The sequence below is a fragment of the Sneathiella sp. genome, from assembly GCF_036960985.1.
Classification (GTDB): Bacteria; Pseudomonadota; Alphaproteobacteria; order Sneathiellales; family Sneathiellaceae; genus Sneathiella.
Window position 1 is genome coordinate 38,887 of sequence record NZ_JBALWD010000013.1, and the last position, 24,229, is coordinate 63,115.

The 24,229-nt window shown below is 45.8% G+C and carries 23 protein-coding genes and 1 tRNA gene; 21 read left to right on the forward strand and 3 right to left on the reverse strand.

The genetic code is table 11. The annotated features are described in order from the left end of the window. The first annotated feature begins 11 nt into the window (after positions 1 to 11). Positions 12 to 467, forward strand: coding sequence for an SsrA-binding protein SmpB (gene smpB, locus V7723_RS09810; RefSeq protein WP_335684286.1), 456 nt, complete (start codon positions 12 to 14; stop codon positions 465 to 467). A gap of 2 nt (positions 468 to 469) precedes the next feature. Here smpB and V7723_RS09815 read toward each other — a convergent pair whose 3' ends face one another. Both V7723_RS09815 and V7723_RS09820 read right to left on the reverse strand, forming a co-directional pair. After that, positions 470 to 1,828, reverse strand: coding sequence for a DUF2235 domain-containing protein (locus V7723_RS09815; RefSeq protein WP_335684287.1), 1,359 nt, complete (start codon positions 1,826 to 1,828; stop codon positions 470 to 472). A 222-nt stretch (positions 1,829 to 2,050) separates the two neighbouring features. Continuing rightward, a complete protein-coding gene (locus V7723_RS09820) occupies positions 2,051 to 2,656 on the reverse strand; it encodes a LabA-like NYN domain-containing protein (protein ID WP_335684288.1) in 606 nt (201 codons plus the stop codon). 179 nt (positions 2,657 to 2,835) lie between these two features. Between V7723_RS09820 and folK the strand changes: the two genes are divergently transcribed. From folK to tmpB, 17 genes are all read left to right on the forward strand, one after another. Beyond that, positions 2,836 to 3,342 carry a 2-amino-4-hydroxy-6-hydroxymethyldihydropteridine diphosphokinase gene (gene folK / locus V7723_RS09825; RefSeq protein WP_335684289.1) on the forward strand — a complete coding sequence of 169 codons (507 nt, stop codon included), beginning with the start codon at positions 2,836 to 2,838 and terminating at the stop codon, positions 3,340 to 3,342. Between the two features lie 190 nt (positions 3,343 to 3,532). Next, complete coding sequence (gene rpoZ, locus V7723_RS09830; RefSeq protein ID WP_335684290.1) at positions 3,533 to 3,949, forward strand: DNA-directed RNA polymerase subunit omega; 417 nt, start codon at positions 3,533 to 3,535, stop codon at positions 3,947 to 3,949. A 151-nt stretch (positions 3,950 to 4,100) separates the two neighbouring features. After that, complete coding sequence (locus tag V7723_RS09835) at positions 4,101 to 6,257, forward strand: RelA/SpoT family protein (RefSeq protein ID WP_335684291.1); 2,157 nt, start codon at positions 4,101 to 4,103, stop codon at positions 6,255 to 6,257. Between the two features lie 12 nt (positions 6,258 to 6,269). Next, the gene (gene pyrE, locus V7723_RS09840; RefSeq protein ID WP_335684292.1) at positions 6,270 to 6,857 is read left to right on the forward strand and encodes an orotate phosphoribosyltransferase; all 588 of its coding nucleotides are present in this window, start codon (positions 6,270 to 6,272) and stop codon (positions 6,855 to 6,857) included. 21 nt (positions 6,858 to 6,878) lie between these two features. Further along, complete coding sequence (locus tag V7723_RS09845; RefSeq protein WP_335684293.1) at positions 6,879 to 7,499, forward strand: DUF2062 domain-containing protein; 621 nt, start codon at positions 6,879 to 6,881, stop codon at positions 7,497 to 7,499. Beyond that, the gene (locus V7723_RS09850) at positions 7,496 to 8,233 is read left to right on the forward strand and encodes a pyridoxine 5'-phosphate synthase (RefSeq protein ID WP_335684294.1); all 738 of its coding nucleotides are present in this window, start codon (positions 7,496 to 7,498) and stop codon (positions 8,231 to 8,233) included. The genes V7723_RS09845 and V7723_RS09850 overlap by 4 nt, the downstream gene beginning before the upstream one ends. A 30-nt stretch (positions 8,234 to 8,263) precedes the next feature. Further along, entirely contained in the window at positions 8,264 to 8,665 is a 402-nt protein-coding gene (gene acpS, locus V7723_RS09855; protein WP_335684295.1) for a holo-ACP synthase, read from the forward strand. Positions 8,666 to 8,762: 97 nt separating this feature from the next. Next, entirely contained in the window at positions 8,763 to 9,512 is a 750-nt protein-coding gene (gene lepB, locus V7723_RS09860; protein ID WP_335684296.1) for a signal peptidase I, read from the forward strand. After that, entirely contained in the window at positions 9,458 to 10,213 is a 756-nt protein-coding gene (gene rnc / locus V7723_RS09865) for a ribonuclease III (RefSeq protein WP_335684297.1), read from the forward strand. Before lepB ends, rnc begins: the two co-directional genes overlap by 55 nt. After that, positions 10,206 to 11,126: a GTPase Era gene (gene era, locus V7723_RS09870; protein WP_335684298.1), complete on the forward strand. Its 921-nt coding sequence runs from the start codon at positions 10,206 to 10,208 to the stop codon at positions 11,124 to 11,126. The genes rnc and era overlap by 8 nt, the downstream gene beginning before the upstream one ends. Positions 11,127 to 11,481: 355 nt before the next feature. Beyond that, a complete protein-coding gene (locus V7723_RS09875; RefSeq protein WP_335684299.1) occupies positions 11,482 to 11,751 on the forward strand; it encodes a hypothetical protein in 270 nt (89 codons plus the stop codon). 140 nt (positions 11,752 to 11,891) lie between these two features. Further along, positions 11,892 to 11,981, forward strand: a tRNA-Ser gene (locus V7723_RS09880). A 430-nt stretch (positions 11,982 to 12,411) separates the two neighbouring features. Beyond that, the gene (locus V7723_RS09885; protein WP_335684300.1) at positions 12,412 to 13,779 is read left to right on the forward strand and encodes a patatin-like phospholipase family protein; all 1,368 of its coding nucleotides are present in this window, start codon (positions 12,412 to 12,414) and stop codon (positions 13,777 to 13,779) included. A gap of 331 nt (positions 13,780 to 14,110) precedes the next feature. Continuing rightward, positions 14,111 to 14,986: a phosphotransferase gene (locus V7723_RS09890; protein ID WP_443024210.1), complete on the forward strand. Its 876-nt coding sequence runs from the start codon at positions 14,111 to 14,113 to the stop codon at positions 14,984 to 14,986. Continuing rightward, entirely contained in the window at positions 14,986 to 17,439 is a 2,454-nt protein-coding gene (locus tag V7723_RS09895; protein ID WP_335684301.1) for a GcvT family protein, read from the forward strand. The genes V7723_RS09890 and V7723_RS09895 overlap by 1 nt, the downstream gene beginning before the upstream one ends. Positions 17,440 to 17,475: 36 nt before the next feature. Then, a complete protein-coding gene (gene tmpA / locus V7723_RS09900; protein WP_335684302.1) occupies positions 17,476 to 18,633 on the forward strand; it encodes a 2-trimethylaminoethylphosphonate dioxygenase in 1,158 nt (385 codons plus the stop codon). Then, positions 18,630 to 19,211 carry a (R)-1-hydroxy-2-trimethylaminoethylphosphonate oxygenase gene (gene tmpB / locus V7723_RS09905; RefSeq protein ID WP_335684303.1) on the forward strand — a complete coding sequence of 194 codons (582 nt, stop codon included), beginning with the start codon at positions 18,630 to 18,632 and terminating at the stop codon, positions 19,209 to 19,211. The genes tmpA and tmpB overlap by 4 nt, the downstream gene beginning before the upstream one ends. 8 nt (positions 19,212 to 19,219) lie before the next feature. On the opposite strand, the gene V7723_RS09910 is transcribed toward tmpB, so the two are convergent. After that, on the reverse strand, positions 19,220 to 20,092 hold the full coding sequence (locus V7723_RS09910) for a LysR substrate-binding domain-containing protein (protein WP_443024211.1): 873 nt from the start codon (positions 20,090 to 20,092) through the stop codon (positions 19,220 to 19,222). A gap of 134 nt (positions 20,093 to 20,226) precedes the next feature. Between V7723_RS09910 and V7723_RS09915 the strand changes: the two genes are divergently transcribed. Genes V7723_RS09915 through phnY form a run of 3 tightly spaced genes read left to right on the forward strand, consistent with a single transcriptional unit; the run spans position 20,227 to position 24,194 of the window. After that, entirely contained in the window at positions 20,227 to 21,426 is a 1,200-nt protein-coding gene (locus V7723_RS09915; protein ID WP_335684305.1) for a 2-aminoethylphosphonate--pyruvate transaminase, read from the forward strand. A 26-nt stretch (positions 21,427 to 21,452) separates the two neighbouring features. After that, positions 21,453 to 22,706, forward strand: a complete 1,254-nt coding sequence (gene phnA / locus V7723_RS09920; RefSeq protein ID WP_335684306.1) for a phosphonoacetate hydrolase — start codon at positions 21,453 to 21,455, stop codon at positions 22,704 to 22,706. 24 nt (positions 22,707 to 22,730) lie between these two features. Continuing rightward, positions 22,731 to 24,194: a phosphonoacetaldehyde dehydrogenase gene (phnY, locus tag V7723_RS09925; protein ID WP_335684307.1), complete on the forward strand. Its 1,464-nt coding sequence runs from the start codon at positions 22,731 to 22,733 to the stop codon at positions 24,192 to 24,194. The last annotated feature ends 35 nt before the right edge of the window (positions 24,195 to 24,229 follow it).

The following is a 24,229-nucleotide window of genomic DNA, read 5'->3' on the forward strand; positions in this document are numbered from 1 at the left end:
TCCGTAAAACTATGGCCGGAAGAACTGTCGCCGAAAACCGAAAGGCTCGCTATAATTACTTCATAAATGAGGAATTTGAAGCGGGTATGATGCTGCTCGGCACGGAGGTAAAGAGCCTTCGTGAAGGGCGGGCAAACATCCAGGAATCCTATGCGTCATTCGAGAACGATGGCTTGTATTTGGTGAATGCCCATATCGCAGAATATGGCCACGGCAACCGTAATAATCACGATCCAATGCGACCTCGTCAATTGCTCTTGCACAAAAAAGAACTCAGCAAGATTGCGGCGCAGTTGCAACGAGCCGGGAAAACGCTTATCCCGCTTTCAGTTTATTTTAATGATCGTGGCATTGCGAAAGTTAAAGTAGGCCTTGCTTCAGGCAAGAAGCAGCATGATAAAAGGGCGACGGAAAAAGAGCGTGACTGGAACCGCGAGAAACTAAGGCTCTTGAAAGACAACCAGTAGGGTCAAATAGCAATTTGTTCTAAAGTTAGAGGAACATTGAATTGCAGTCCGAAGAAGCCGTCTTTAGCCCAAATGATCCGGCTTTTGGTGCCGTCCACGAAAATCAGCGAAGACTTCAGCAAAAAGGCTGTGCCGGCAGGGGGATTGCCTGCTACCCAAATTCTTGCGCCTGTTTGACTGTAATCGACAAGGCTAACGCTGGTTTTCATATCATTTTCAATCAGGACGGCGGGCCAGTTTCCCGAATGCCTTTCATGCTGACGACGATTTCGCATCGGCTCATTGGAATCTGAAAACACTGGAATGGCACCAGCTTGCAAACTGGCAAGTTGGTGAGGCTTATATTTTTTGACATTCTTCTTTCTGATCAAAACTGCTTCATGCAGTTTTTCAGGCTCCGCACCGGTGATGTCAGCAAAACCGAAAGATGATTGCCCGACTGGGCGGTACCGAGCCTTGCGAAGAGAAAAGGGCGCGGCCAATAGCGACCAGGTGTTATTGCTTATTTTACCGTTGGGGTCGGGGGCGCTATTTTCTTCAAGAATTTCATGATCCATTTGCAATCCATGTTCTTCAGCGCGACCCAGTAGCCAATTAAGAGCAATATCCGACAGGCCGCTATCGCGACATCCACCTACAGTATTCTCGTGAGATCCCGCGAACCAAACCTGTTCCACGGCCTGAATAGCCGGAGATTGTACGCCGTTCCATAGCCCGGGGCGGAATCGGCTGCGTTTCTCATCCAGAGCAAGAGCTTGGTATGCTGCTTCTACATTGTTGCTGATTTTGTGATCGTGTAACAGCATCCAACTTTGTGAAATTTTGTTTAGTCCAGGGGTCGGCAATCCATAACTACCGATCGTATCCCAGCATCCCAAAAATTTAATGGTAACTTCGCGCCCGTTCAACTTACCGGCAATATCTCTGGCAGCAGGTGTGTCGAGGGCCTCAATGGGAATTTGGCTATATTCAAAAGCATCCGCTATCTTGTCAATATCATCTGGGCGCAGCAATCCGACCCGATCAATCATATCCACCAATCGTCGCAGGTTAAAGGCACCCAGACCGGCACCAAACATGTAAATATGATCTCCCGGTTGATAAGTATGTATCAAGAAGGAATAGGCGTCGAAGATTTCGGTCTTCAAGCCAGCCCCAAATAACCGCCTCGTAAGTTGCTTGTATTTGGGCGAGGGGCTATTGGAAAGATCCGGAAAACTTATTTGTTCGCGGCCATTCTGGCACAGTGGGGCAAGGCTTATTTGTGCCAAAGCGATATTGCTTGGAACTCGCCGTTTCTTGCTTCGATACTCTGTACGTTGCCAGCAACAATCACTGAATATAACAAGATTTCGCCCCATGAGGTCCCCTCCTGGACGGTGTATTGTACCAGAGCTGCTACATATGGTCATCAAGCTTTTAAATGATACCCAGGTAACATCATACTTTTACTTGGTGTGTAAAATTGGATCTCCAAGGGGCAAACTCGTTTGCCGATCAGAATATTTAAAAGTAAAGCTTTCAAGTTTTAATCGTGCAGGAAAATCAATTTTCAAAAAACAGAATTAGTGAGATAAAGAGGACTACGCGAGTTTTTCTGCTTCATCGTACATCTCATATTCGACGGGGTAGTCTTCGACGTCTCTATCCTGTCTCTGGCTCACAGCTCGGCCTACATTTTTTTCCATGTCCTTGAGTTCAAGGAAGAAATCGGCTTGCCGGCGTAACTCATCTGCAATCATCGGCGGTTGAGATTTTACGGTGCTAACAACTGTTACCCGAACCCCGCGTTTTTGAACGGCTTCGATCAACCGTCGAAAATCGCCATCGCCGGAAAAAAGAACAGCATGATCAATATGTTCCGCTAAATCGATCATATCGATCGCAAGCTCGATATCCATATTGCCTTTGTACTTGCGGCGCCCTGTCGCGTCCGTAAATTCTTTCGTCGGCTTTGTGACCATTGTATAACCATTGTAATCTAACCAGTCCACTAAAGGGCGAATTGGCGAATATTCCTGATCTTCAATGAGTGCCGTATAATAAAAGGCGCGAACCAAGCGTACTTGCGATGAAAATTCACTCAGCAATTTCTTATAATCTATATCAAATCCAAGCGATCGTGCAGACGCGTATAAATTTGATCCATCTATAAAAAGTGCAGTTCTCTCTTCCGAATAAAAAGTCATTTTATTTTCCGGTGTTAATCTATAAAATATTCTTTAATCGGGATTTAGCAATCCCCCCATACTTACTTCATAGCATATTTTCGTTTCTTTTCACTAGGTATCATTTGAAATAAATTTTACGGAATTGCGAAGAAAGTTTTGTATTTAGCTGAAAACAAAGATACTTTGAGGACTGGCACGTGATATTAATTGGCCTCGGCGCTAATCTTCATCATCCAATTTATGGATCGCCGGCGGAGACTATAAAAGCTGCAATTCAGGCCCTGAACGGCTTATTTGATATTCAAATGCAATCAAGTTTGTATCAATCAGCCCCTGTTCCGATTTCCGATCAACCATGGTTCATCAACGCAGTTATCGGTGTTTCCACAAGTATTACCTTAAAAGAAACTCTTAATATATTGCATAATATAGAGAAAGAGTTTGGCCGTGTACGTAAATTAGCGTGGGAAGCACGTGTGCTGGATCTAGATTTATTGACCTTTTATGAAGAAATTACCGAGAATAAGGATCAGCGGATTGGGCCCGTCGTACCTCATCCATTTATGGCAGAACGCAGATTTGTGCTCGTGCCAATATTGGAAATAGCACCGGCCTGGAAACATCCTGTATTAAAACTCACTGCAGCGGAGATGTTGGCGTTTCTTCCCGATGGTCAAAAACTTGAAAAATTGAAAATCAATTAGTCGATTTTGAAGCGATGGGACTGAAGGTTGGAGGCTATTTCGAAAATATGGCGGGTCGTTTTTCGTATCGAGGAACGATTTTTGTATGAAAAGTCTAAAAACATGGCTTTTTCGGATCACTTTGCCTTGCTATCCCATGCACAAACGAATATGTAGTACGTTAATTCATAGACATCTGGAGTAATTGTATATGGCCCGCGTCACTGTTGAAGATTGTGTTGAACGAATTCCTAATCGATTTGACATCGTTTTATTGTCGGCACGTCGTGCACGCGCTATTGCCGCCGGATCAATGCTTACCGTTGATCGCGACGACGATAAGAACCCTGTCGTTTCCTTACGTGAAATTGGCGATGGCACCATTGATCTTGTTGAACTGAAATCCAATCTTATTCATTCTTTGCAGCGCCGCGTAGAAGTAGATGAGCCTGAAGAAGACAATATGGCAGCTTTGATGAGCTCAAGTAACGAATGGGCCGGTGTTATTCAGGAAAACACAGCAGCTGAGACTTTTTCTGCTGATGAAGTTGGCGCGATGGTTGAAGAAACGCCTGCTGCCGACCCGGCCGGAACCACGGAAGCCGACGATACCCAGCCAGAAGTCTGAGCACCCTTTTTTGCCCTAAGGTACGAATTTATTCTGCCTTAGGAGCATTTTCTTCCCGACTACGATTGCATATTATTTCCGACCGCCTGTATAGTCATGGTTCTGGCAATTTGCCCAGTAATTATGGTTTTCGCAGAGCTGTCTTATTCTGATGTTACGTCAAGTTGAATTAGTCGAACGTGTCTTAAGTTATGATCCACAGGCGGATGAGGATTTACTCAACCGGGCATATATTTTTACGGTCAAAACTCATGGCAGTCAGGTCCGAGCATCTGGTGACCCGTATTTCTCCCATCCCATTGAAGTTGCCGGTATTCTGACCGAGTTGAAATTAGATACAGCAACGATTATTACAGCGCTCCTTCACGACACTATTGAAGATACAGTAGCAACACAGGAAGAAATTGAGAAAATCTTTGGTACAGAGATCGCCGTACTGGTTGATGGTGTTACTAAATTATCGCAGTTAGAGTTGCAGTCAGACAGAACAAAACAGGGCGAAAATTTTCGAAAACTTTTGTTGGCCATGTCCAATGACATCCGGGTTCTACTGGTAAAGCTCGCCGACCGTTTACACAACATGCGAACCTTGCATTTCATTAAAAACCCGGAAAAGCGAAAACGAATAGCGACCGAAACACGAGAGATCTATGCACCCCTTGCCGAGCGGATCGGCATGCAGCATTTTCGTGACGATCTGGAAGATCTTGCTTTTGAAGAACTTAACAGCGAAGCACGGAAATCTATCAAGCGCCGGTTGGAATTCCTCCGGGCGGAAGAGGGCAACGTCGTTGATGTGATTATCGAGCGACTACGAGCGGACTTAAAAGAAGCTGGTATCGAAGCGGAAGTGGCTGGCCGGGAAAAGAGATTTTACTCCATCTGGCGAAAAATGGAGCGCAACAATGTCTCCTTCGAACAATTGTCTGATATCATCGCTTTTCGTGTAGTCGTGGATGATGTGGCAGAATGTTATCATGTTCTCGGTATTCTGCATGCCAAATACTCTATGGTACCTGGACGGTTCAAAGACTACATATCGATCCCGAAACGCAACAATTATCAATCTATCCATACGACTCTAATTGGTCCCGAACGGCAGCGGATTGAAGTACAGATCCGGACCCGTGAGATGCACGAAATTAATGAGTATGGAGTGGCGGCCCATTGGCAATATAAGGACAGTCAGACAAAAAGTGTACAAGAGGGCACACAATACCGTTGGCTGCGGGAATTGCTGGAGATACTTGAAAACACTCAAGATCCCGATGAGTTTCTGGAAAATACAAAATTGAGTATGTTCCAGGACCAAGTGTTCTGTTTCTCACCAAAAGGCGATCTAATCTCGCTCCCTGCTGGCAGTAGTCCAGTTGATTTTGCCTATGCCGTCCATACGGATGTCGGCAACACTTGTGTGGGATCAAAAATTAATGGGCGGTTAGTGCCACTTCGCACTGTGTTGAGGAATGGTGATCAGGTCGAAATACTTCGGTCAAAAAACCAGACACCGTCGCCAACTTGGGAAAGCTTTGTCGTTAGCGGAAAGGCCCGCTCTGCTATTCGACGTTTCACCCGGATGAAACAACGGGACCAATACATAGAATTGGGACGGGCAATTGCTGAAAAAGCATTTCGCGTCGACGGAAAACGGTTTGCGGAGAAGGCCCTGCAAACGGCTGTAAAAGTTTGGGATCAAGAAAATGTCGGTGATATTTATTGTTTGCTTGGCGACGGAACACGGACAAGCCGGCAACTCATCGATGTCATCTTTCCGGGGGAAAAGAAGAAGGATGATGCGGAGAATACGACGCCATCAATAAAGACCAAAGATAAAACCAGCGCGAAGAACAAAGATCATGCAATTCCGATCCGTGGACTTATTCCTGGTATGGCGATGCATCTTGCTGGTTGTTGTCATCCATTGCCTGGCGATCGGATTGTAGGCATCGTGAGCACGGGCAGGGGGGTCACAATCCATACTATTGACTGCGAAACATTAGAGCAGTTTGCGGAAGTGCCAGAGAGATGGCTTGATGTTTCCTGGGATCAGGAAAATCAGGAAGCTGCGATGCCTGTTGGCCGTATTCAGGTAATCGTCGCCAATGAACCAGGAGCGCTTTCCAGTATCACCTCCACTATTGCGTCTAACAACGGTAATATTAATAATTTACGTATTGCCAATCGGAGTCAGGATTTCTTTGAAATGTTGATTGATATACAGGTACAAGATGTGCGACATCTGACGAATATAATCGCCGCCTTGCGGGCGGACCCCGTAATAAGTTCTGTTGAGCGTTCCTCAGGATAAAGAAAGCTGACAATGACTGACGAAGAAATTCTCTCCCATTTCCGGGAAACTGATGCACTGCTGGAAGGCCATTTTTTATTGAGCTCTGGCTTGCATTCAAATCGCTATCTACAATGTGCGAAGGTTCTTATGTATCCGGACCGGGCAGCCCTATTGTGCCGAGCTCTTGCCAATAAAGTTGAAGCAGCGCTTGGCGTGAATGCTGTCGATATTGTCGTTGCACCAGCAATGGGTGGTGTCATAGTTGGATACGAAATGGCCCGCCAATTAAATGTGCCGGGAATGTTTACGGAACGCGAGAACGGAGAATTCGCCTTTCGTCGCGGATTTAGTCTTACTCCAGGCGCTCGTGTCGTTATGTCAGAAGATATTGTGACAACAGGAAAGTCCAGCCGTGAATGCATCGCAGCTATTACAGCCGCTGGAGGCCATGTTGTTGCCGCGACATGTCTGATTGACCGTTCGAACGGAACGGCTGATGTAGGCGTGCCGCTTGTGTCTCTGATGCAAATGGACGTACAGACGTTTGAACCGCATAATCTGCCGGCAGAATTGCAAGGAACAAAGGCCATTAAGCCGGGTAGTCGAGACATAAAGTAATAACTAGAAAAGTGGTAGTAAATGTTTCGACGTCGTAACAAGCCGACGAAAACTAAGCAATTTGGTGAATTTTTCTGGCCATCAATTGGCTTTAAAAGGTCGTCCAAATATGTTGGATATCGTCTTGCGCGGCTTCCAGGCACTTCTTATTCACTTGCGGCAGGTTTTGCCTTTGGGGCGGCTGTCTCTTTCACGCCTTTCATTGGGCTTCATTTCATTATCAGCGCCATTCTCGCGTGGATTTTTAGAGCAAATATAATAGCGTCGGCGCTTGGAACGGTTGTTGGTAATCCGTGGACGTTTCCCTTTATCTGGACACTCATTTATTCTATCGGGCAGTGGATGTTGGGCCATGATGAATCTCAAGGCAGTTTTAATGAGGCCAATATGCGACTCTTTTTCGATGGTCTCTGGGAGGGAAACTGGCACGAAGTATCCGGTATTTTCTTTGATGTCATTCACCCCATGCTCATTGGTTGCATTCCCGTTTCACTGATTGTCTGGGTGATTTTTTTCTATCCTTTGAAGGAACTAATACGTAGATTTCATGCTAAGCGAGCGACACTTATTGGTTTGGCGCGGCCGTCAAATGGCGCGGATGAACCGGACAAGAATAATAACTCGGGGGAAAATCAGGTATGAGACAATTGCGGTTAGGCGTTAATATTGATCATGTTGCAACAATCCGCAATGCCCGCGGTGGTGTTCATCCTGACCCTCTTCGTGCGGCACAGATGGCTGAAGAGGCTGGCGCAGACGGAATTACCGCGCATTTACGAGAGGACCGTCGCCATATTAGTGACAGTGATATGAGGAGATTGACTGAAAGCTTGTCGATCCCGCTGAACTTTGAAATGGCTGCAACGGATGAGATGTTGGAAATTGCACTGTCCCACAAACCTCATGCAAGTTGCCTGGTGCCGGAGAAACGTGAGGAGAGGACGACAGAAGGGGGACTGGATGTGGCAGGCGGGCATAATATGCTGCAAAGTTATGTCAGCAGCCTACTTGATAACAATATACGTGTCTCCCTTTTTATCGAGCCGGATCCGCGGCAATTGGAAGCTGCCGCTCGTCTTTCCGCGGATATTGTTGAGCTTCATACCGGGACTTATTGCGATGCGACAGATAGTATAAAACGCAAAAGCGAACTGGAACGGATCGTTGCAGCGGCGGCCCTGGCCGAAGAGCTGGGCCTGGAATGTCATGCCGGGCATGGCTTGACTTACGATACGGTGGCGCCTGTCGCATCTATTTCAACTATTGTTGAACTTAATATTGGCCATTTTTTAATAGGGGACGCAATTTTCATCGGACTTGATACAGCGATCATGAAGATGCGTAACCTTATGGATCAGGCACGTAATCCTCATTAACAACCACGTAATGCCGAGAGAGGACATCCGTTGATTTTAGGTATTGGAAACGACATTATCGATATTCGGCGTATTGAGAAAACGCTCGACCGATTTGGTGAGCGGTTCGTAGCGCGTATTTACACGGAAATTGAAGTTAAGAAATCTGAGCGACGCCTCAATCGTGTTGAATCCTACGCAAAACGTTATGCGGCCAAAGAAGCTTGCTCAAAAGCCCTTGGAACAGGGTTTCGCAAAGGCGTTTTTTGGAAGGATATGGGGGTCATAAATTTGCCTTCCGGTAAGCCTACTATGAGCCTGACCGGCGGCGCATTAGAGCAATTGATGAAGATTACCCCGCCGGGTATGAAAGCAGAGATACATTTAACAATCACGGATGAACCACCACAGGCACAAGCATTTGTCCTTATATCAGCGGTGCCGCTGGATTAAGTCGTTTTCTTCCGGACTGACATTCGTTAATTCGGTTGCTTGAGCGAGGTGTTCATGCGATTGAGAGACAATTATTAGATTTATTTGGAAAAGTTTTATGAAAGAAGACGCTATCAACGCGAAAGGCGGAATTGGTGAGACAATCCGTACGATAATTTATGCGGTCCTGATCGCTGTCGTTATTCGAACATTCGCTTATGAACCGTTTAAAATTCCTTCGGAATCGATGCTGCCTACACTGATGATCGGCGATTATTTATTTGTGTCCAAATTTTCCTATGGCTATAGCCGTCATTCGTTTCCGTTTAGCCTCGCGCCAATTTCAGGCCGCATTTTTGAAGATATTCCTGAACGCGGTGATGTCGCAGTTTTTAAAAAACCAATTGGGGAACCAGTTGATTATATCAAACGAATTATGGGGTTGCCCGGCGATAAATTGCAGATGATCAATGGTGTTCTTTTTATTAATGGTACAGCTGTCAAGAGAGAGCGGGTAGAAGATTATGTGGATCATGACCGGTATGGCAATGCGCGACAAATTGCGCAATATCGTGAAACGCTTCCTGGCGGCCGGACTTATTTGACATTGGATACCACAATTCAGGGTTTGATGGACAATACTGATGTTTATAATGTGCCGGAAGGCCATGTATTCGGAATGGGCGACAATAGAGACAATTCGACAGACAGTCGATTTTTAGCCCATGTCGGCTATATTCCAATGGAGAATCTTGTCGGCCGCGCTGAAATCATCTTTATGTCATTGAATGGCGCTGCCGAATGGTATGAAGTTTGGAATTATCCTTTTGCGATCCGTTGGAATCGGATCTTGACCTCCCTGAATTGATGCGTGGCAGAGACAAAAAACTCAACGAGGTGATGGGTCTTCTCGGACACGAATTTGGAGATTTGTCTTTACTGCAGGCGGCACTAACCCATTCGTCGCTGACCAAAGGTCGCCGTCACAATGCGGCGCAACAGGATTATGAAAGATTGGAATTTTTGGGCGATAGAGTGCTGGGCCTGATTGTTAGTGAAGAGCTTTTCCGCCGTTTCGGGGAAGCAGATGCAGGAATTCTTTCACGCCGTTATAATACGCAAGTGCGCCGGGAGACATTGGCCGAAATATGCTCGGAAATCGGCCTCGATAAATATGTTTTTATGGCCGATGATTTAGCAGCTTCCGGTGGCCACAAAAACCCGGCTATTCTTGAAGATGTTATGGAAGCAACGATCGCTGCCATTTATCTCGACGGTGGTTATGATGCCGCGCGGGAATTTATTAAAAGCAAATGGTGGAAACGCCTGGACCGAGAAGGCGCGTCAAAAAAAGACCCGAAGTCGTTTTTACAAGAATTGGCGGCAAAAATTGGTAAACCGCCGCCAAAATATACTGTTGTCGAAGAAACGGGACCTGACCACGCACCAATGTTTAAAGTCGATGTTCGGCTGGAAGGGCTTGATCCTTATGAAGGACAGGGTCCTTCAAAAAGGATTGCGGAACAACAAGCGGCTGAACGAATGCTTAAGGATTTACAAAGTGACTAATCAACAAAGTGACGAAGTACTGACGAAATGCGGTTACGTTGCCCTTGTCGGGGCTCCCAATGCCGGCAAGTCAACTCTGCTCAATCAATTGGTTGGTGCGAAAATCGCCATTGTTACGCCGAAAGTCCAGACGACACGTGCGCGCGTTACTGCAATTGCAATTGAAGGCCAAAGTCAGCTTATTTTTGTCGACACGCCGGGCATTTTCAAACCAACGCGTCGCCTTGAAAAAGCAATGGTGGATGCCGCGTGGGGCGGGGCGCAGGATGCTGATAAGATTGTTTTGATTGTCGATGCGATAAAAGGTATCTCTTCGGATGTGGAACGCATTATCGCCGGCCTCAAAAAATCCGGCCGACGTGCTCATGTAATCTTGAATAAAATAGATGCTTTGAAGCGAGATACTTTGCTGGGCCTTGCTCAGAAATTATCAGAAGAAGACGTCTTTGATGAAGTGTTTATGATTTCAGCATTGAAAGGCGACGGCGTTGACGATTTACGTGCTGCTTTGGCAGTCCAAATGCCTGATGGCCCGTGGCTTTATCCGGAAGACCAGCTTGCGCTCGCACCCATGCGCCAATTAGCTGCTGAAATAACGAGGGAAAAGCTGTTCCTTCGGATGAACCAGGAATTACCCTATGCCTTAACCGTTGAGACGGAAAGCTGGGAAGAGCGAAAAGATGGTTCTGTGAAAATACAGCAGGTCATTTATGTTTCCAGGACCAATTATAAACCAATGGTGTTGGGAAAAGGCGGTCAAACTATCAAAAAGATAGGTGCAATGGCGCGTGAGGACCTCGAGGAAATGCTGGAACGGCGTGTTCATCTTTTTCTTTTTGTTAAAGTCCGTGAAAAATGGCTTGATGATCCTGAGCGATATAGAGAAATGGGCTTAGAATTCCCGAAAGATTGAAGTTTTTGCACTAATATTAATTGCATGAATCAGTATGGTGCTGAATTTCTCATCCGTAAAAATAAATCTTTGTCGAAAAATGGCGAAAATTTCTATCCAGAGTCATTACTGCCATCGATTCTATTAGATTTATCAAAACCTAATATATTTCAGTAACGTAGGGTAACTATGTAAAGTAAGCGTATTGGATAAAATGCGCGCTAAATTGTATTTTTTTCTCTTAATGTAGTTTTCAACGAATGTTTGAAACAAAAAATTAACTAATTCCCTTCCATCATGTCTCCGTAATACAGGCAATGCGCACATAGCTTAAAGAATTGTGAGCGCATTTTTGAGAATAACTGGGGATAAGAAAATGGCTAAATTAGATGTAAAGTACATTGAGAATTTTATACAAAGTGCTGACAACGGAATTGCTGACGACCAGTATCGGGCAGGGCTATGCTACTCAACTGGTGACGGCGTGCAACAGGATCTGATTACTGCTCATAAATGGTTTAATCTTGCTGCAATGAACGGCGTCGATGAAGCTCGTGAAAGCCGTGCCGAAATATCCATGGATATGTCGTCTCAGGAAATCGCCAAAGCACAGCGTCTTGCACGCGAATGGGTCACCGGACGGTAATCCGTTTAATCGCCGGTTTTGCTTTTAAACCTGTACTGAAATACGCTTTGCTCCAACTGACGCCATGCTTTTCGGAATTTACATTGCCATCCGATAAAACTCTTTGACAGGGCTACAAAATCTGCCATATTGCCGCCTCCGGTGAGGTGGCCGAGTGGCTTAAGGCGCATCCCTGCTAAGGATGAATAGGGGTAACTCTATCGTGGGTTCGAATCCCACCCTCACCGCCAGTTACCTTTCGCAGAACACACCATGTTTTGCCGCTGATAAGATGGCCACCATTAAGGCCTATGGTAAAATTAAACTTAAGCAGTATTTTAGATAGGCCATTTTTAAAACACCCTATCACCGCCGGCAGGATTTCGAACCTATTTGCAGATCAGGTTGGTGTTCACGTCATGTCGTTGCCCATCCACGGGAACTGAGTCGCCAAGCATTTCCCTTAAGTCAAAAAGTGTGATCGCAGTATTTGGAAAATGCTCTAATTGTGATGGCAACAAAGGACTTACCTGTTTTAAGGTAGGTATTGCACTATCTTGAATTCGAGATCGAATATATCGACTTTCCAAACAAAGAAGAGTTTTTGATGTGATACGCTTATTTTTTGTTATGATGTGTTTGGTGCTCAGATATGAAGGTTCGACAAAAATGGAACCCAAAATGCTAATAAGGTATATGTTAAAATTCAGCGGTTTTATCATTGTCGCCCTATTCGTCTCAAGCTGCGCTTCCTACGGTGTAATTGAGAATGAGCCATTAAACCAGAATGCGTCCCACCAATCTTATTCTATCAAAAAAATAAGAAACGATGAAACAGACGTCAAAATAATCCTTGCCTTCTCGGGCGGAGGAACAAGGGCCGCTGCGTTAGCTTATGGTGTTATGGAGGCTTTGCATGAAATTTCAGTTGATCAAGATGAGCCCTCCGCCCGCAGTTTGCTAGATGAAGTGCAAGTTATTTCGTCGGTGTCTGGCGGCAGTTTTACATCTGCTTATTATGGCTTGTACGGGAATCGTATTTTTGAGGATTTTAAAACCGACTTTCTACTCAGAGATATTGATAGTGAAATTATTTTTAATGCAATGAACCCGCTATTCTGGTTTGGATCTACTGGTCGAACCGAATTAGCAGTTGATATCTATGAAAAGTATATTTTTCATGGCAAGACCTTCGCAGATATGAACAGGCCGGATGCACCGTTGATTATAATAAATGCGACCGATCTTGGTAATGGTATTCGTTTCTCATTTCTCCAGGAATATTTTAATCTACTTTGTTCCGATCTTTCAACCTTTCCTGTCGCTCGTGCTGTGGCGGCTTCTTCGGCTGTACCGGTTCTGTTTAATCCGATCGTCGTCGAAACGTACCCAGAAAGTTGCAAGCAAAATGACCCTGCTTTTCTTGAAATACTGAAGTACAGAGACCGTGCGAATGATCAGGTTGTGGAAGCTCTTAAAGAGCTTCAGATCTATATCGATAAGAAATCTGAAACACAATATGTCCATTTTGTTGATGGTGGAATTACGGATAATTTGGGCCTGCGTGCGGGGCTTGAGATTATCGAAGCAAGTGGCGGAGCAAAATCGGCCCAACTGAATTTGCTAGGAAAAGCAGCGCGGCAGATTATGGTCATTTCAGTCGATGCATCGACCAAAAGTGTCGAGAACATGAACGATAAGCGTATACAACCCTCAGTGGGCGAAGTAATTTCCGTCGCAACGGACGTGCAGCTTCTACTGTATAATCGTGCGACATATGACCTAATGGAGACGGGGTTGGATAAATGGGCGAAGGAAATTTCAACACCGCAAAACCAAGTAACGCCATATTTCGTAAAAGTTGAATTCAAATCACTGCAAAAGAATATAAGTGGAATTCCGAAATTCCTAAAAATTAACAGGATACCTACAAATTTTTCACTGACTGAAGACCAAGTAGAGAAGCTTATACAGACAGGTCGAGAATTGTTGTTGGAAAATCCAGAATTTAAGCGTTTCTTGGAAGATCGCGCCGATAAGTTTTCCTAATATCTTCGACCAAGTTGCAAATAGAACGAAGATTGATTTGGTGTGTTGGCTATGAAAAGCCGTCTGTACGATTGTAGCCTCAGGGTTGCTTTTAAATTTTGGGACTTTCTTTGCTCCGCCCTATTTTTTGCGAAGCAAGTATGTCGAGCTTGTTATGGGCAGGTGAAACATTTTCTGTTTATGGTTACTTAGTTTGCGGTCTTCAAGAGTTTATGCGACCATTTCAGTTGATTTATGTTGATTTTATGTTGGTTTATGTTGAATTTAGATTTGCTTATGATTAGTGTGTAAGCGCTCTATCTTATTGCAATAGAGGGCGGAGTAGTGCGTCATCATTGAAGAAAAAATTCAGAAACTTTCTTTTTGGTCAGATAAAGTCACTGTAACGCCGCTATCAGGTGGTATGACCAATGAAAATTTCCTCGTAACAGATGGCGGTAATCGATTTGTCGTGCGCCTCGGTGATGATATTCCGGTACACCATGTATTGCGGGCAAATGAGCTTTCAGCTAGTAAGGCCGCGCAATCTGCGGGTATTTCCCCGGCTGTTCGCTATCATGAGCCTGGAATTCTGGTCCTAGACTATATTGAAAGCAAAACTCTGAACGCCGCGGATATTAGAGATCCGGTAATGCTTGAAAAAATAATTCCTTTAATCAAGAGCTGCCATCAACTCATTCCAGAACATTTGAAAGGACCCGCGCAGATTTTCTGGGTGTTCCATGTGCTTCGGGATTATGCTCGATCCATCCATGAAGCAGACAGTCCGTGTGCAGCCAATCTACCAGAATTTTTGCGGATAACGTCAGAGCTAGAAGGGTTGTCTGGTCCGTACGATATCGTCTTTGGGCATAATGATTTGTTACCGGCGAATTTTCTAGATGATGGTGATCGCCTTTGGCTTATCGATTGGGATTATGCTGGATTTAACACGCCGCTTTTCGATCTAGGAGGTATGGCTGCTAACAGCCAACTTTCAGAAACACAGCAGAGATTTGTTCTGGAAACTTATTTTGACTTCGCGGTTACAGAGGATCTCTGGAAACGATACGAAGCAATGAAAATAGCATCGCTGTTGCGTGAAGTAATGTGGAGTATGGTCTCGGAGAGTTATTCGACACTGGAATTTGATTATCGTGGGTATACACGGGATAGTCTGAATGCTTTTGAAACTGCTTATACCGAATTTGTAAGGACGTTTAAATAATGGTCGCTGAATTTCCCAAAACGGCGAAAGCCGTCATCGTTGGGGGTGGTATCGTCGGCTGTTCGACAGCCTATCATTTGGCGAAACTTGGTTGGACGGATACCGTGTTGTTGGAGCAAAAAAAACTTACGTCAGGGACCACCTTTCACGCGGCTGGCCTGGTTGGACAATTGCGGTCAAGTGCCAATATCACTGAGATGCTTGGATACTCCGTAGATTTATACAATCGTCTGGAAGAAGAAACAGGCCTGGCCACAGGTTGGAAAATGAATGGCGGCCTGCGGCTTGCCTGCAATGACGAACGCTGGGAGGAAGTTAAGCGGCAAGCGACAACAGCGCATTCCTTTGGCCTGGATATGCACCTTCTAACACCCAGTGAAGCCCAAGATCTGTGGCCAATAATGACAGTTGAAGACGTGGTCGGTGCAGCTTTTTTGCCAACAGACGGTCAAGCCAATCCATCCGATATTACGCAAGCCCTTGCCAAAGGGGCTCGTATGGCGGGCGCGAGGATTTTTGAAGACACTGCAGTTACAGATTTGGTTGTTGAAAATGGAAAGATAAAATCCGTAAAAACCGACAGAGGTACTATTGACTGTGAAGTTGTGGTTTGTTGCGCGGGTCAATGGACCCGGGAATTTGCGCAGCGATTTGGCGTAAACGTGCCGCTGGTTTCCATGCAACATCAATATTTGATTACGGAGACAATTGATGAAATTCCGCGGAACCTGCCGACCTTGAGAGATCCAGACCGTCTTACATATTATAAAGAGGAAGTCGGTGGATTGGTGATGGGCGGGTATGAACCCAATCCGATCCCCTGGGCAGTTGACGGCATTCCAAAAGACTTTCATTTTTCCTTGCTCGATTCAGATTATGATCATTTCGAACCAATGATGGAGCTGGCATTGGGCCGTGTTCCTGCGCTACAAACAGCAGGTATTAAAGAGCTCGTCAATGGGCCTGAAAGTTTTACTCCAGACGGAAATTTTATTATCGGTGAAGCCCCGGAACTCGCAAATTTCTTTGTTGGTGCCGGATTTAATGCTTTCGGTATTGCAGCTGGCGGCGGTGCCGGTATGGCACTTGCAGAATGGATTCATCGCGGCGAACCACCGTATGATCTCTGGGGCGCCGATATTCGCCGTTTTGGTCGCACACATTTTGACGCTGATTGGGTAAGAACACGTACTGTAGAAGCTTATGGAAAACATTATACAATGGCTTGGCCAAACGAAGAGCATAGCACAGGCCGACCCAATCAAATGTCACCGCTATACGGAAGATTGAAAGAGCAGGGGGCATGTTTCGGTGAAAAAATGGGATGGGAACGGCCTAACTGGTTCGCAGACCTTTCCGCGGGTGAGGTGCCTGAAGATGCTTATAGTTTCGGTCGTCAAAACTGGTTTGGCGCGGTTGCACGAGAACATACAGCAGTTCGGAATTCTGCTGCACTCTTCGATCAAACATCCTTCGCCAAGTTCTCCTTGAAGGGACCAGATGCAGAAGTTGCTTTAAGCTGGATTGCGGCAAATAACGTCGCCAGACCGGTGGGGTCACTTATCTATACGCAGATGCTCAATGACCGGGGTGGGATCGAATGTGATCTAACCTGCGCGCGGATCGCGGAAAATGAATTTTACATTGTCACGGGAACCGGATTTGTTACGCATGATTTTGATTGGATCCGCCGAAATATACCGGCTGATTGCGCTGCGGTTCTTGAAGACGTTTCAGCGTCCTACGCGGTGCTGTCGCTGATGGGGCCTAATGCGCGTAATATTCTGCAATCAGTTTCGTCGTCGGATGTATCTGACGTGACTTTCAAGTTCGGAACCTGTCAGGAAATTGAGATAGGCAGCGTAAAGGTACGGGCACTGCGGATCACTTATGTGGGAGAATTAGGATGGGAATTGCATATACCGATTGAGGCCGCCTCTCAGGTTTATGATGCTTTGATGAGCGCCGGAGAAAAATGGGGCTTGCTGAATGCAGGCTATCGCGCCATAGAAACCTGTCGTCTGGAGAAAGGATATAGGGCTTGGGGAAGCGACATTGGCCCTGATCATACGCCATTTGAAGCGGGACTAGGTTGGGCAGTGAAGTTAAAGGGTAATATCGATTTTAAGGGGCGTAAGGCTCTGAAAGCCCAACAACAAAATGGATTGAAAAAGAAATTGGCCTGCTTCACTGTTGACGACGGTGATATAGTCTTGCTTGGCCGGGAGACCATTTACCGCAATGGCGAAAGAGTGGGTTGGCTATCCAGTGGTGGATACGGCCATTCCGTCGGAAAATCAATTGGGATAGGATACGTGAGACATCCCGACGGTGTAGATGATGAATTCATTTTGAACGGATCATATGAGCTTGATGTCGCGCAAAAAAGAGTGCCATGTAACGTTCACATAAAAGCTCTTTACGATCCAACATCCAGGCGAGTAAAAGAATAGACGTGACCAATAGATCAAACAGACAGAGGTCTAATCATGACGAATTATCGTTCAGCATTATTGGAAGAGCAGGGCACTGTAGTTGCGTTAAGTTTACTAGACGGAACACAAAACCGCTTTCACGCCATTTGGCTGCGAGATAACGCGCCGGACCCTGCAACACGATCTTCTGAAAATGGCCAACGTCTGATTACCTTGATTGATATACCGGAAGAGACGCTTGTCTCCGCGATTGAATTGTCCCTCCCTGATTCTCTTAGTTTAACTTTTACTCCGGAAAACAAAACTGTTACCTACAGTCTTGATTGGTTGTTGCAGCATGCTTATGACAAAAACGATGTTTCCTCTGCTGGTTGGCTAGATAAAAAGATTGAAACATGGGATGGAAAATTGACATCAAATGTTCCGTCGGCAGGATATAAATCTGTTATTCAGGATAAAAAAGCGCTTGGACGCTGGCTCGCTCATATTCGCCAATATGGATTTGCAAAAATGACTGGGTGCCCCGTAGAGAGCGGCGCACTTGTTGATATCGCCGAACTTTTTGGGTTTGTACGCGAAACAAATTACGGGAAGTGGTTCGAAGTCCGTACGGAAGTAAATCCTACAAACCTAGCCTATACAGGCGCAGGTCTACAGGCCCATACGGATAATCCCTATCGAGATCCCGTGCCGACAATGCAAATCCTCTATTGCCTGGAAAATTCTGCAGAAGGCGGTGATTCAATGGTCGTTGATGGGTTTAGAGCTGTAAAGCGGCTGCAAGATGAAGCTCCGAAGTCATTTGAACTGCTTTCGCGCTATTGTGCTCGGTACGAATATTCTGGGGAAACCGGCGTTAATCTGCAAGCTAGAAAGCCGATGATTGACCTCCAACCTGACGGGGAGTTGATCGGGGTCAGGTTTAATAATAGGTCAACGGCTCCAATTGTTGATGTTCCATATGATTTGATGGCTGAGTATTACAAAGCTTACCGGCATCTGAGCGCTATTGTCAGCGATCCAGATATGGCTGTTCGATTTAAATTGTCCCCTGGTGAATGCTTTATTGTCGATAATACTCGCGTATTACATTCACGAAGCGCGTATTCTGGGGAGGGAAGCCGTTGGCTCCAAGGTTGTTATCCAGATAAAGATGGATTGCTTTCAACTCTTGCTGCAATGGAAAATACTTTTATGGAGACTCAATTATGACAAAACCTGATTTTTCCAAGCTCGATAAGGATAATATTGTGGATTTTATCGCAGATATTTTCGCGCGGCGTGGCGCTGAGGAATATCTTGGCGAAGACGTCAGTATATCCGAACACATGTATCAAGCTGGCCATCTTGCGGAAGAGGCGGGCGCGTCTGAAGAAATTATTGTCGCTGCGCTTCTGCATGACATCGGCCATTTTACCAACGAATTTCCGGATAATGCGGCGGAATTGGGAATTGATAGTCATCACGACCGTGCTGGCGCTGCAGTTGTCGCCCCATTTTTCCCAAGCATCGTAACAGATTGTATTCGTCACCATGTCTCAGCAAAGCGATATTTATGCGCTGTGGATCCAGATTATTTTGCAACCTTGTCCGACGCGTCCGTTCTCAGTTTGAAATTGCAAGGTGGACCATTGACGCCGGAGGCAGCGGATAAGTTCGCGCAAAACGAAGACGTAGAGGCAATCGTTCAAGTTCGAAAATGGGATGACGAAGCAAAAGTGCCGGAAAAAAAGACAGAAACATTCGCCTATTTCGCACCAATGATTCAGCGGGTTGTTGATCGTCCGTAAATATTCGATCAATCGGATTGAGTAAGTTCACTCGCCATTTTCATGAATGCGCTGACCAGCTTACTATTGCTTCGATCATGAAGGCATATTAATGCCTCATCCATCAAGGGCTTGCAGCCAGAAATTGGAATTTTAAACAATCTCTCATCGTGGCCGAATTCTGCTTCTGCGACAATGCCGACGCCGGCACCGCTGGCGACAATTTCGCGGATTGCTTCACGGCCTTCTGCTTCAATAGAGGCTTTGAGATCGATACCAGCATCAGCGCCGATCTCTTCAAATTTGGAGCGCGTTTTGGAGCCTCTTTCCCTAAGAACGAGCGGTTGCTCGACTAATTGTGCAAGTGATACAGATGGTGCGCCTTCCAGTTTATTTCCCTTGGCCGCAAACGCAATAATCGGAGTCGATGATAATTTAACGATCTTGAATTCCCGATTGGTCGGAATCTCACCAAGAATTCCAACATCTGCCTCGTAACTTAAGAGTTTCGAGACAATTTCTTCGGTGTTCCCAGTTTTGACTGAAATGAAGACACCGGGGTATTTTGTCCGAAACGGTCCTAATATGGGATGGAGGTGATGGGCTGAGTCCGCCATAACGCGAAGCGTGCCAGCGCCCAGTATCCGAGATTCGGAAAGCAGCTCGCTCGCCTGATGTTCAACTTCAAACATTCGATGAGTAATTTCTAATAATTTTCGACCGAAATCGGTAACGGTGATCTGTTTTTTTCGCCGGTCGAATAACAAAACGTCATATTCTTCTTCTAACTTGCGAACTTGATCTGAAATTGCAGGCTGGGTCAAACAGAGGGCTTCGGCGGCTCTTGAAAAGCCACCATGGATTGCAACATTGTGAAATGCACGGAGTTGAACATACCGCATTGAACTCATGATCCTGTCTTATAAATGTAATCGATACCATAATCTAAAATAACGATTTCACAAATAGTTTTCTGCGGCTTAAATTTCACTCAAAGTTTAGTATCCTTCAAAATACGCTAAGGGAATTGGATAGAATGACTGAGCAAATAGAAACAAAGTCTACATCATTTCCGTCACCCGAATTGGGTGAGCCTTATTTATTAACCCCAGGGCCACTAACCACATCGGCGGAAGTAAAAAGAGCCATGTTAAAGGATTGGGGCTCCTGGGATAGTGACTTTCGTTCAATGACGGCGCAGATGTGCCGCGACCTTCTTGAAATTGCAAATGACATAAACGGGGAATTTGAGTGTGTTCCCATGCAGGGAAGCGGCACTTTTTCTGTGGAAGCAATGCTCGGCTCGTTCTTGCCGAAAGATAGTAAGACCCTTGTTTTGATTAATGGTGCCTATGGCAAACGTGTGGCCGAAACCATTAGTTATTTAGACAGGAATTATATCGTCCTTGATAAAGGTGATTACATGCCTCCGCGGGGCGATGAAATTGGCGCCATTCTACGGGCAGATCCTGAAATTAGCCATGTAATTGCGGTGCATTGTGAAACCAGCTCGGGAATTCTCAATCCAATTCAGGAAATTTCTGAGGCTGTTTACGCTGAAGGCCGTAAATTATTGATCGATTCAATGAGTGCGTTTGGTGCCCTGCCTCTGGACGTAAATGAAATACGCTACGAAGCGATGGTGTCTTCGGCTAACAAATGCATTGAAGGTGTTCCTGGATTTGGATTTGTTATTGCCAGAAAATCGGAACTGGAAAACGCCGAGGGGCGCAGTCACTCTTTGAGTTTGGATATTCATCAACAATGGCGAAATTTTCAAAAAACAGGGCAATGGCGTTTTACGCCCCCGACACATGTTGTCGCCGCCTTTATGGAAGCTTTAAAAACGCATAAACACGAAGGCGGCGCCCCGGGTCGATTGGCACGTTACACTCAAAACCGGGACATCGTGGTAGCAGGAATGCGGGAATTAGGCTTTGAAACTTTATTGAAGGATCGCTGGCTTTCACCTATTATAGTGACGTTCTTCAATCCGTCCCATCCGAACTTTGAATTTATGAAATTTTACGATCTGATGAAAGTACGAGGGTTCATTATTTACCCCGGAAAGCTCACGGTCGTAGACAGCTTCAGAGTGGGTTGCATTGGGCGTATGGACGGAAATGTAATGCGTCAGGTTGTACAGGCAGCCAAGGAAACACTAGCTGAAATGAATGTGGACAGTGCACATCCGCCTGAGGCGGCGCTTATTGAACGTGCAAAACTGGCTGCCTAACTGAATATTTATTGGAGTTTATAAAAATGAGTGAAGCCCTTGCAAACGGGATCACCGTCAATGGTCGTTCCTATCCCATGCCTAAAACGACCGCTGTAGCAATTTGTCTGGACGGATGCGAACCGGCTTATATTGACAAGGCTATAGAGGCAGGCCTTATGCCAACGATGAAACGCATTCGAGAAACAGGGACCATGCATTTGGCCCATAGCGTCGTGCCGAGTTTCACCAACCCCAATAATATGTCTATCGCGACTGGGAGGCCTCCGGCTATCCACGGCATCTGCGGAAACTTTCTCCTTGATCCAGATACGAAAGAGGAAGTGATGATGAATGATCCGCGCTTCCTGCGAGTGCCAACAATTTTCAAATCCTATTATGATGTGGGATGTAAGATTGCCATTGTCACCGCAAAGGATAAATTGCGGGCGTTACTGGGCCATGGATTAAAGTTCGACGAAGGTCGAGCAATGTGTTTTTCAACTGAAAAATCGGATACAACCACGTTAGAGGAGCATGGAATTAACAATGCTTCTGAGGAATTGGGGCTGCCGGTACCAAGTGTGTATTCTGCAGAGCTATCTGAGTATGTCTTTGCCGCCGGCGTAAAACTTATGAAAAGTTTCAAGCCGGACATCATGTATCTTACGACTACAGATTATGTACAGCATAAGTCGGAACCGGGAGCGGCGCAGGCCAATTCATTTTATGAAATGTTTGACCGTTATCTTACCGAACTCGACGAGTTAGGGGCCGCGATTATCATTACTGGTGATCACGGCATGAAACCAAAGCATAAGGCAGACGGAACGCCAGATGTTATTTATCTGCAGGATCAAATGGATGAATGGTATGGGGAAGGTGCCGCGCGAGTCATCTTGCCCATAACTGATCCTTATGTCGTTCATCATGGCGCCTTGGGTTCATTTGCGACGGCATATCTGACAGACAAAGTTACGGAAGTCGAAGTTATCAACCGCCTTTCTGCTATGGAAGGAATTGAAGTTGTCTTAAATAACAAAGATGCCTGTACTCGCTTTGAGCTGCCAGAGGATCGGGTAGGGGATATTGTTATCATTTCGACGGAAAACAAAGTTCTGGGGACCAATGCCAACCGCCATGATCTAACAGCCTTGGAAGTCCCCTTGCGCTCTCATGGCGGCTTATCAGAGCAGGTTGTTCCGTTCATCGTGAACCGTGTTCTGCCAGATATGCCCAATGCGCCGGAATTGAGAAATTTTGACGCTTATTTTTATGTGACTAAGGCAGCCGCCCTTTAATGCACCTGTACCGGGAATAAGACCATGTCAGAGACAAAAACAAGATTCACCATGCGGAATGAAGCCATGCGCATAGGCGGAAAGAAAGTGACAACTGAAAAAGTCATTGAAATTCGCTATCCCTATACCAATGAAGTCATCGGCACAGTTCCGGCAGGTACAGCCGAGCATGCTAGGCAGGCGTTTGAAATTGCTGCAAATTACAAACCCAAATTGTCGAGGTACGAGCGACAGCAGATACTGTTTAAGGCGGCGGAGTTGATCCGCGACCGAAAAGAGCAGATCGCTGAAACATTGACGCTTGAGCTCGGTATTTGCAAGCAGCACGCGCTATATGAAACTGGTAGGTCTTACGACGTTTTTACTTTGTCGGGTCAACTTGCGATTTTGGATGACGGACAGATTTTTTCCTGTGATTTGACGCCTCATGGCAAAGAACGCAAGATTTACACAAAGCGCGAACCGGTAAATGTCATTTCTGCGATTACCCCATTCAACCACCCACTGAATATGGTGGCGCATAAAATCGCACCAGCCATTGCCACAAACAATTGTGTTGTGTGTAAACCCACAGAACTAACGCCTCTGACAGCAATCACGTTGGCCGATATTCTTTATGAAGCCGGGCTGCCACCTGAAATGTTCCAGATTGTAACGGGACTCCCTCAAGATATTGGCGATGAGATGATTACAAACGAGCATATTGATATCATTACCTTTACGGGGGGCGTCCCTGTCGGCAAAATGATCGCTGATAAAGCCGGGTATAAACGGACAGCGCTGGAATTGGGCGGCAATGACCCGTTTATTGTTCTCGATGATTTAAGTGATGAGGATCTAGTCAAGGCAGCGGACATAGCCGTTGCTGGCGCAACCGGAAATTCCGGCCAACGATGCACCGCAATTAAACGTATTCTGGTTCAGGAAAGTGTTGCTGATAAACTTGTGCCTTTGATCCTGGAACGGGCGAAAAAAATTAAATTTGGTGACCCGCAAGATCCAGATACGCAACTCGGCTGTGTTATTCACGAACAAGCTGCAGAAACATTTGAGAAACGGGTTTACGCAGCAGAGAAGCAAGGTGCAAAAATTCTCTATCATCCAGAGCGGAAGGGCGCGTTACTGCCACCGATCGTCGTTGATTACGTGCCGCACGATAGTGAGTTGGTGTATGAAGAAACTTTTGGCCCCGTTATTCCTATCGTCCGAGTTCCTAATGATGACGTGGAGTTGATGAGAATTTCAAACTCGACACCTTTCGGGCTATCGGCCGGTGTTTGTACAAATAATCTGGATCGGATAACCAAATTTATTGATGGCCTGGATGTGGGCACGGTTAATATTTGGGAACAGCCCGGCTACCGTATCGAGATGTCCCCGTTTGGCGGCATCAAAGATTCCGGGAACGGCGTCAAAGAAGGGGTCTTGGAAGCAATGAAATTTTTCACCAATGTGAAGACTTATTCGTTGCCTTGGCCAGTTCGCTAACGCAATTCCAAGGAAAATTGAAACAATGTAATTAA

Excerpts from the sequence above, each read along its gene's own strand:
- smpB (WP_335684286.1), top strand. The coding sequence starts at position 12 with ATGGCCGGAAGAACTGTCGCCGAAAACCGAAAGGCTCGCTATAATTAC.
- V7723_RS09815 (WP_335684287.1), bottom strand. The coding sequence starts at position 1,828 with ATGGGGCGAAATCTTGTTATATTCAGTGATTGTTGCTGGCAACGTACA.
- V7723_RS09820 (WP_335684288.1), bottom strand. The coding sequence starts at position 2,656 with ATGACTTTTTATTCGGAAGAGAGAACTGCACTTTTTATAGATGGATCA.
- rpoZ (WP_335684290.1), top strand. The coding sequence starts at position 3,533 with ATGGCCCGCGTCACTGTTGAAGATTGTGTTGAACGAATTCCTAATCGA.
- V7723_RS09835 (WP_335684291.1), top strand. The coding sequence starts at position 4,101 with ATGTTACGTCAAGTTGAATTAGTCGAACGTGTCTTAAGTTATGATCCA.
- pyrE (WP_335684292.1), top strand. The coding sequence starts at position 6,270 with ATGACTGACGAAGAAATTCTCTCCCATTTCCGGGAAACTGATGCACTG.
- V7723_RS09845 (WP_335684293.1), top strand. The coding sequence starts at position 6,879 with ATGTTTCGACGTCGTAACAAGCCGACGAAAACTAAGCAATTTGGTGAA.
- V7723_RS09850 (WP_335684294.1), top strand. The coding sequence starts at position 7,496 with ATGAGACAATTGCGGTTAGGCGTTAATATTGATCATGTTGCAACAATC.
- lepB (WP_335684296.1), top strand. The coding sequence starts at position 8,763 with ATGAAAGAAGACGCTATCAACGCGAAAGGCGGAATTGGTGAGACAATC.
- V7723_RS09875 (WP_335684299.1), top strand. The coding sequence starts at position 11,482 with ATGGCTAAATTAGATGTAAAGTACATTGAGAATTTTATACAAAGTGCT.
- V7723_RS09885 (WP_335684300.1), top strand. The coding sequence starts at position 12,412 with ATGCTAATAAGGTATATGTTAAAATTCAGCGGTTTTATCATTGTCGCC.
- V7723_RS09895 (WP_335684301.1), top strand. The coding sequence starts at position 14,986 with ATGGTCGCTGAATTTCCCAAAACGGCGAAAGCCGTCATCGTTGGGGGT.
- tmpA (WP_335684302.1), top strand. The coding sequence starts at position 17,476 with ATGACGAATTATCGTTCAGCATTATTGGAAGAGCAGGGCACTGTAGTT.
- tmpB (WP_335684303.1), top strand. The coding sequence starts at position 18,630 with ATGACAAAACCTGATTTTTCCAAGCTCGATAAGGATAATATTGTGGAT.
- V7723_RS09910 (WP_443024211.1), bottom strand. The coding sequence starts at position 20,092 with ATGCGGTATGTTCAACTCCGTGCATTTCACAATGTTGCAATCCATGGT.
- V7723_RS09915 (WP_335684305.1), top strand. The coding sequence starts at position 20,227 with ATGACTGAGCAAATAGAAACAAAGTCTACATCATTTCCGTCACCCGAA.
- phnA (WP_335684306.1), top strand. The coding sequence starts at position 21,453 with ATGAGTGAAGCCCTTGCAAACGGGATCACCGTCAATGGTCGTTCCTAT.
- phnY (WP_335684307.1), top strand. The coding sequence starts at position 22,731 with ATGTCAGAGACAAAAACAAGATTCACCATGCGGAATGAAGCCATGCGC.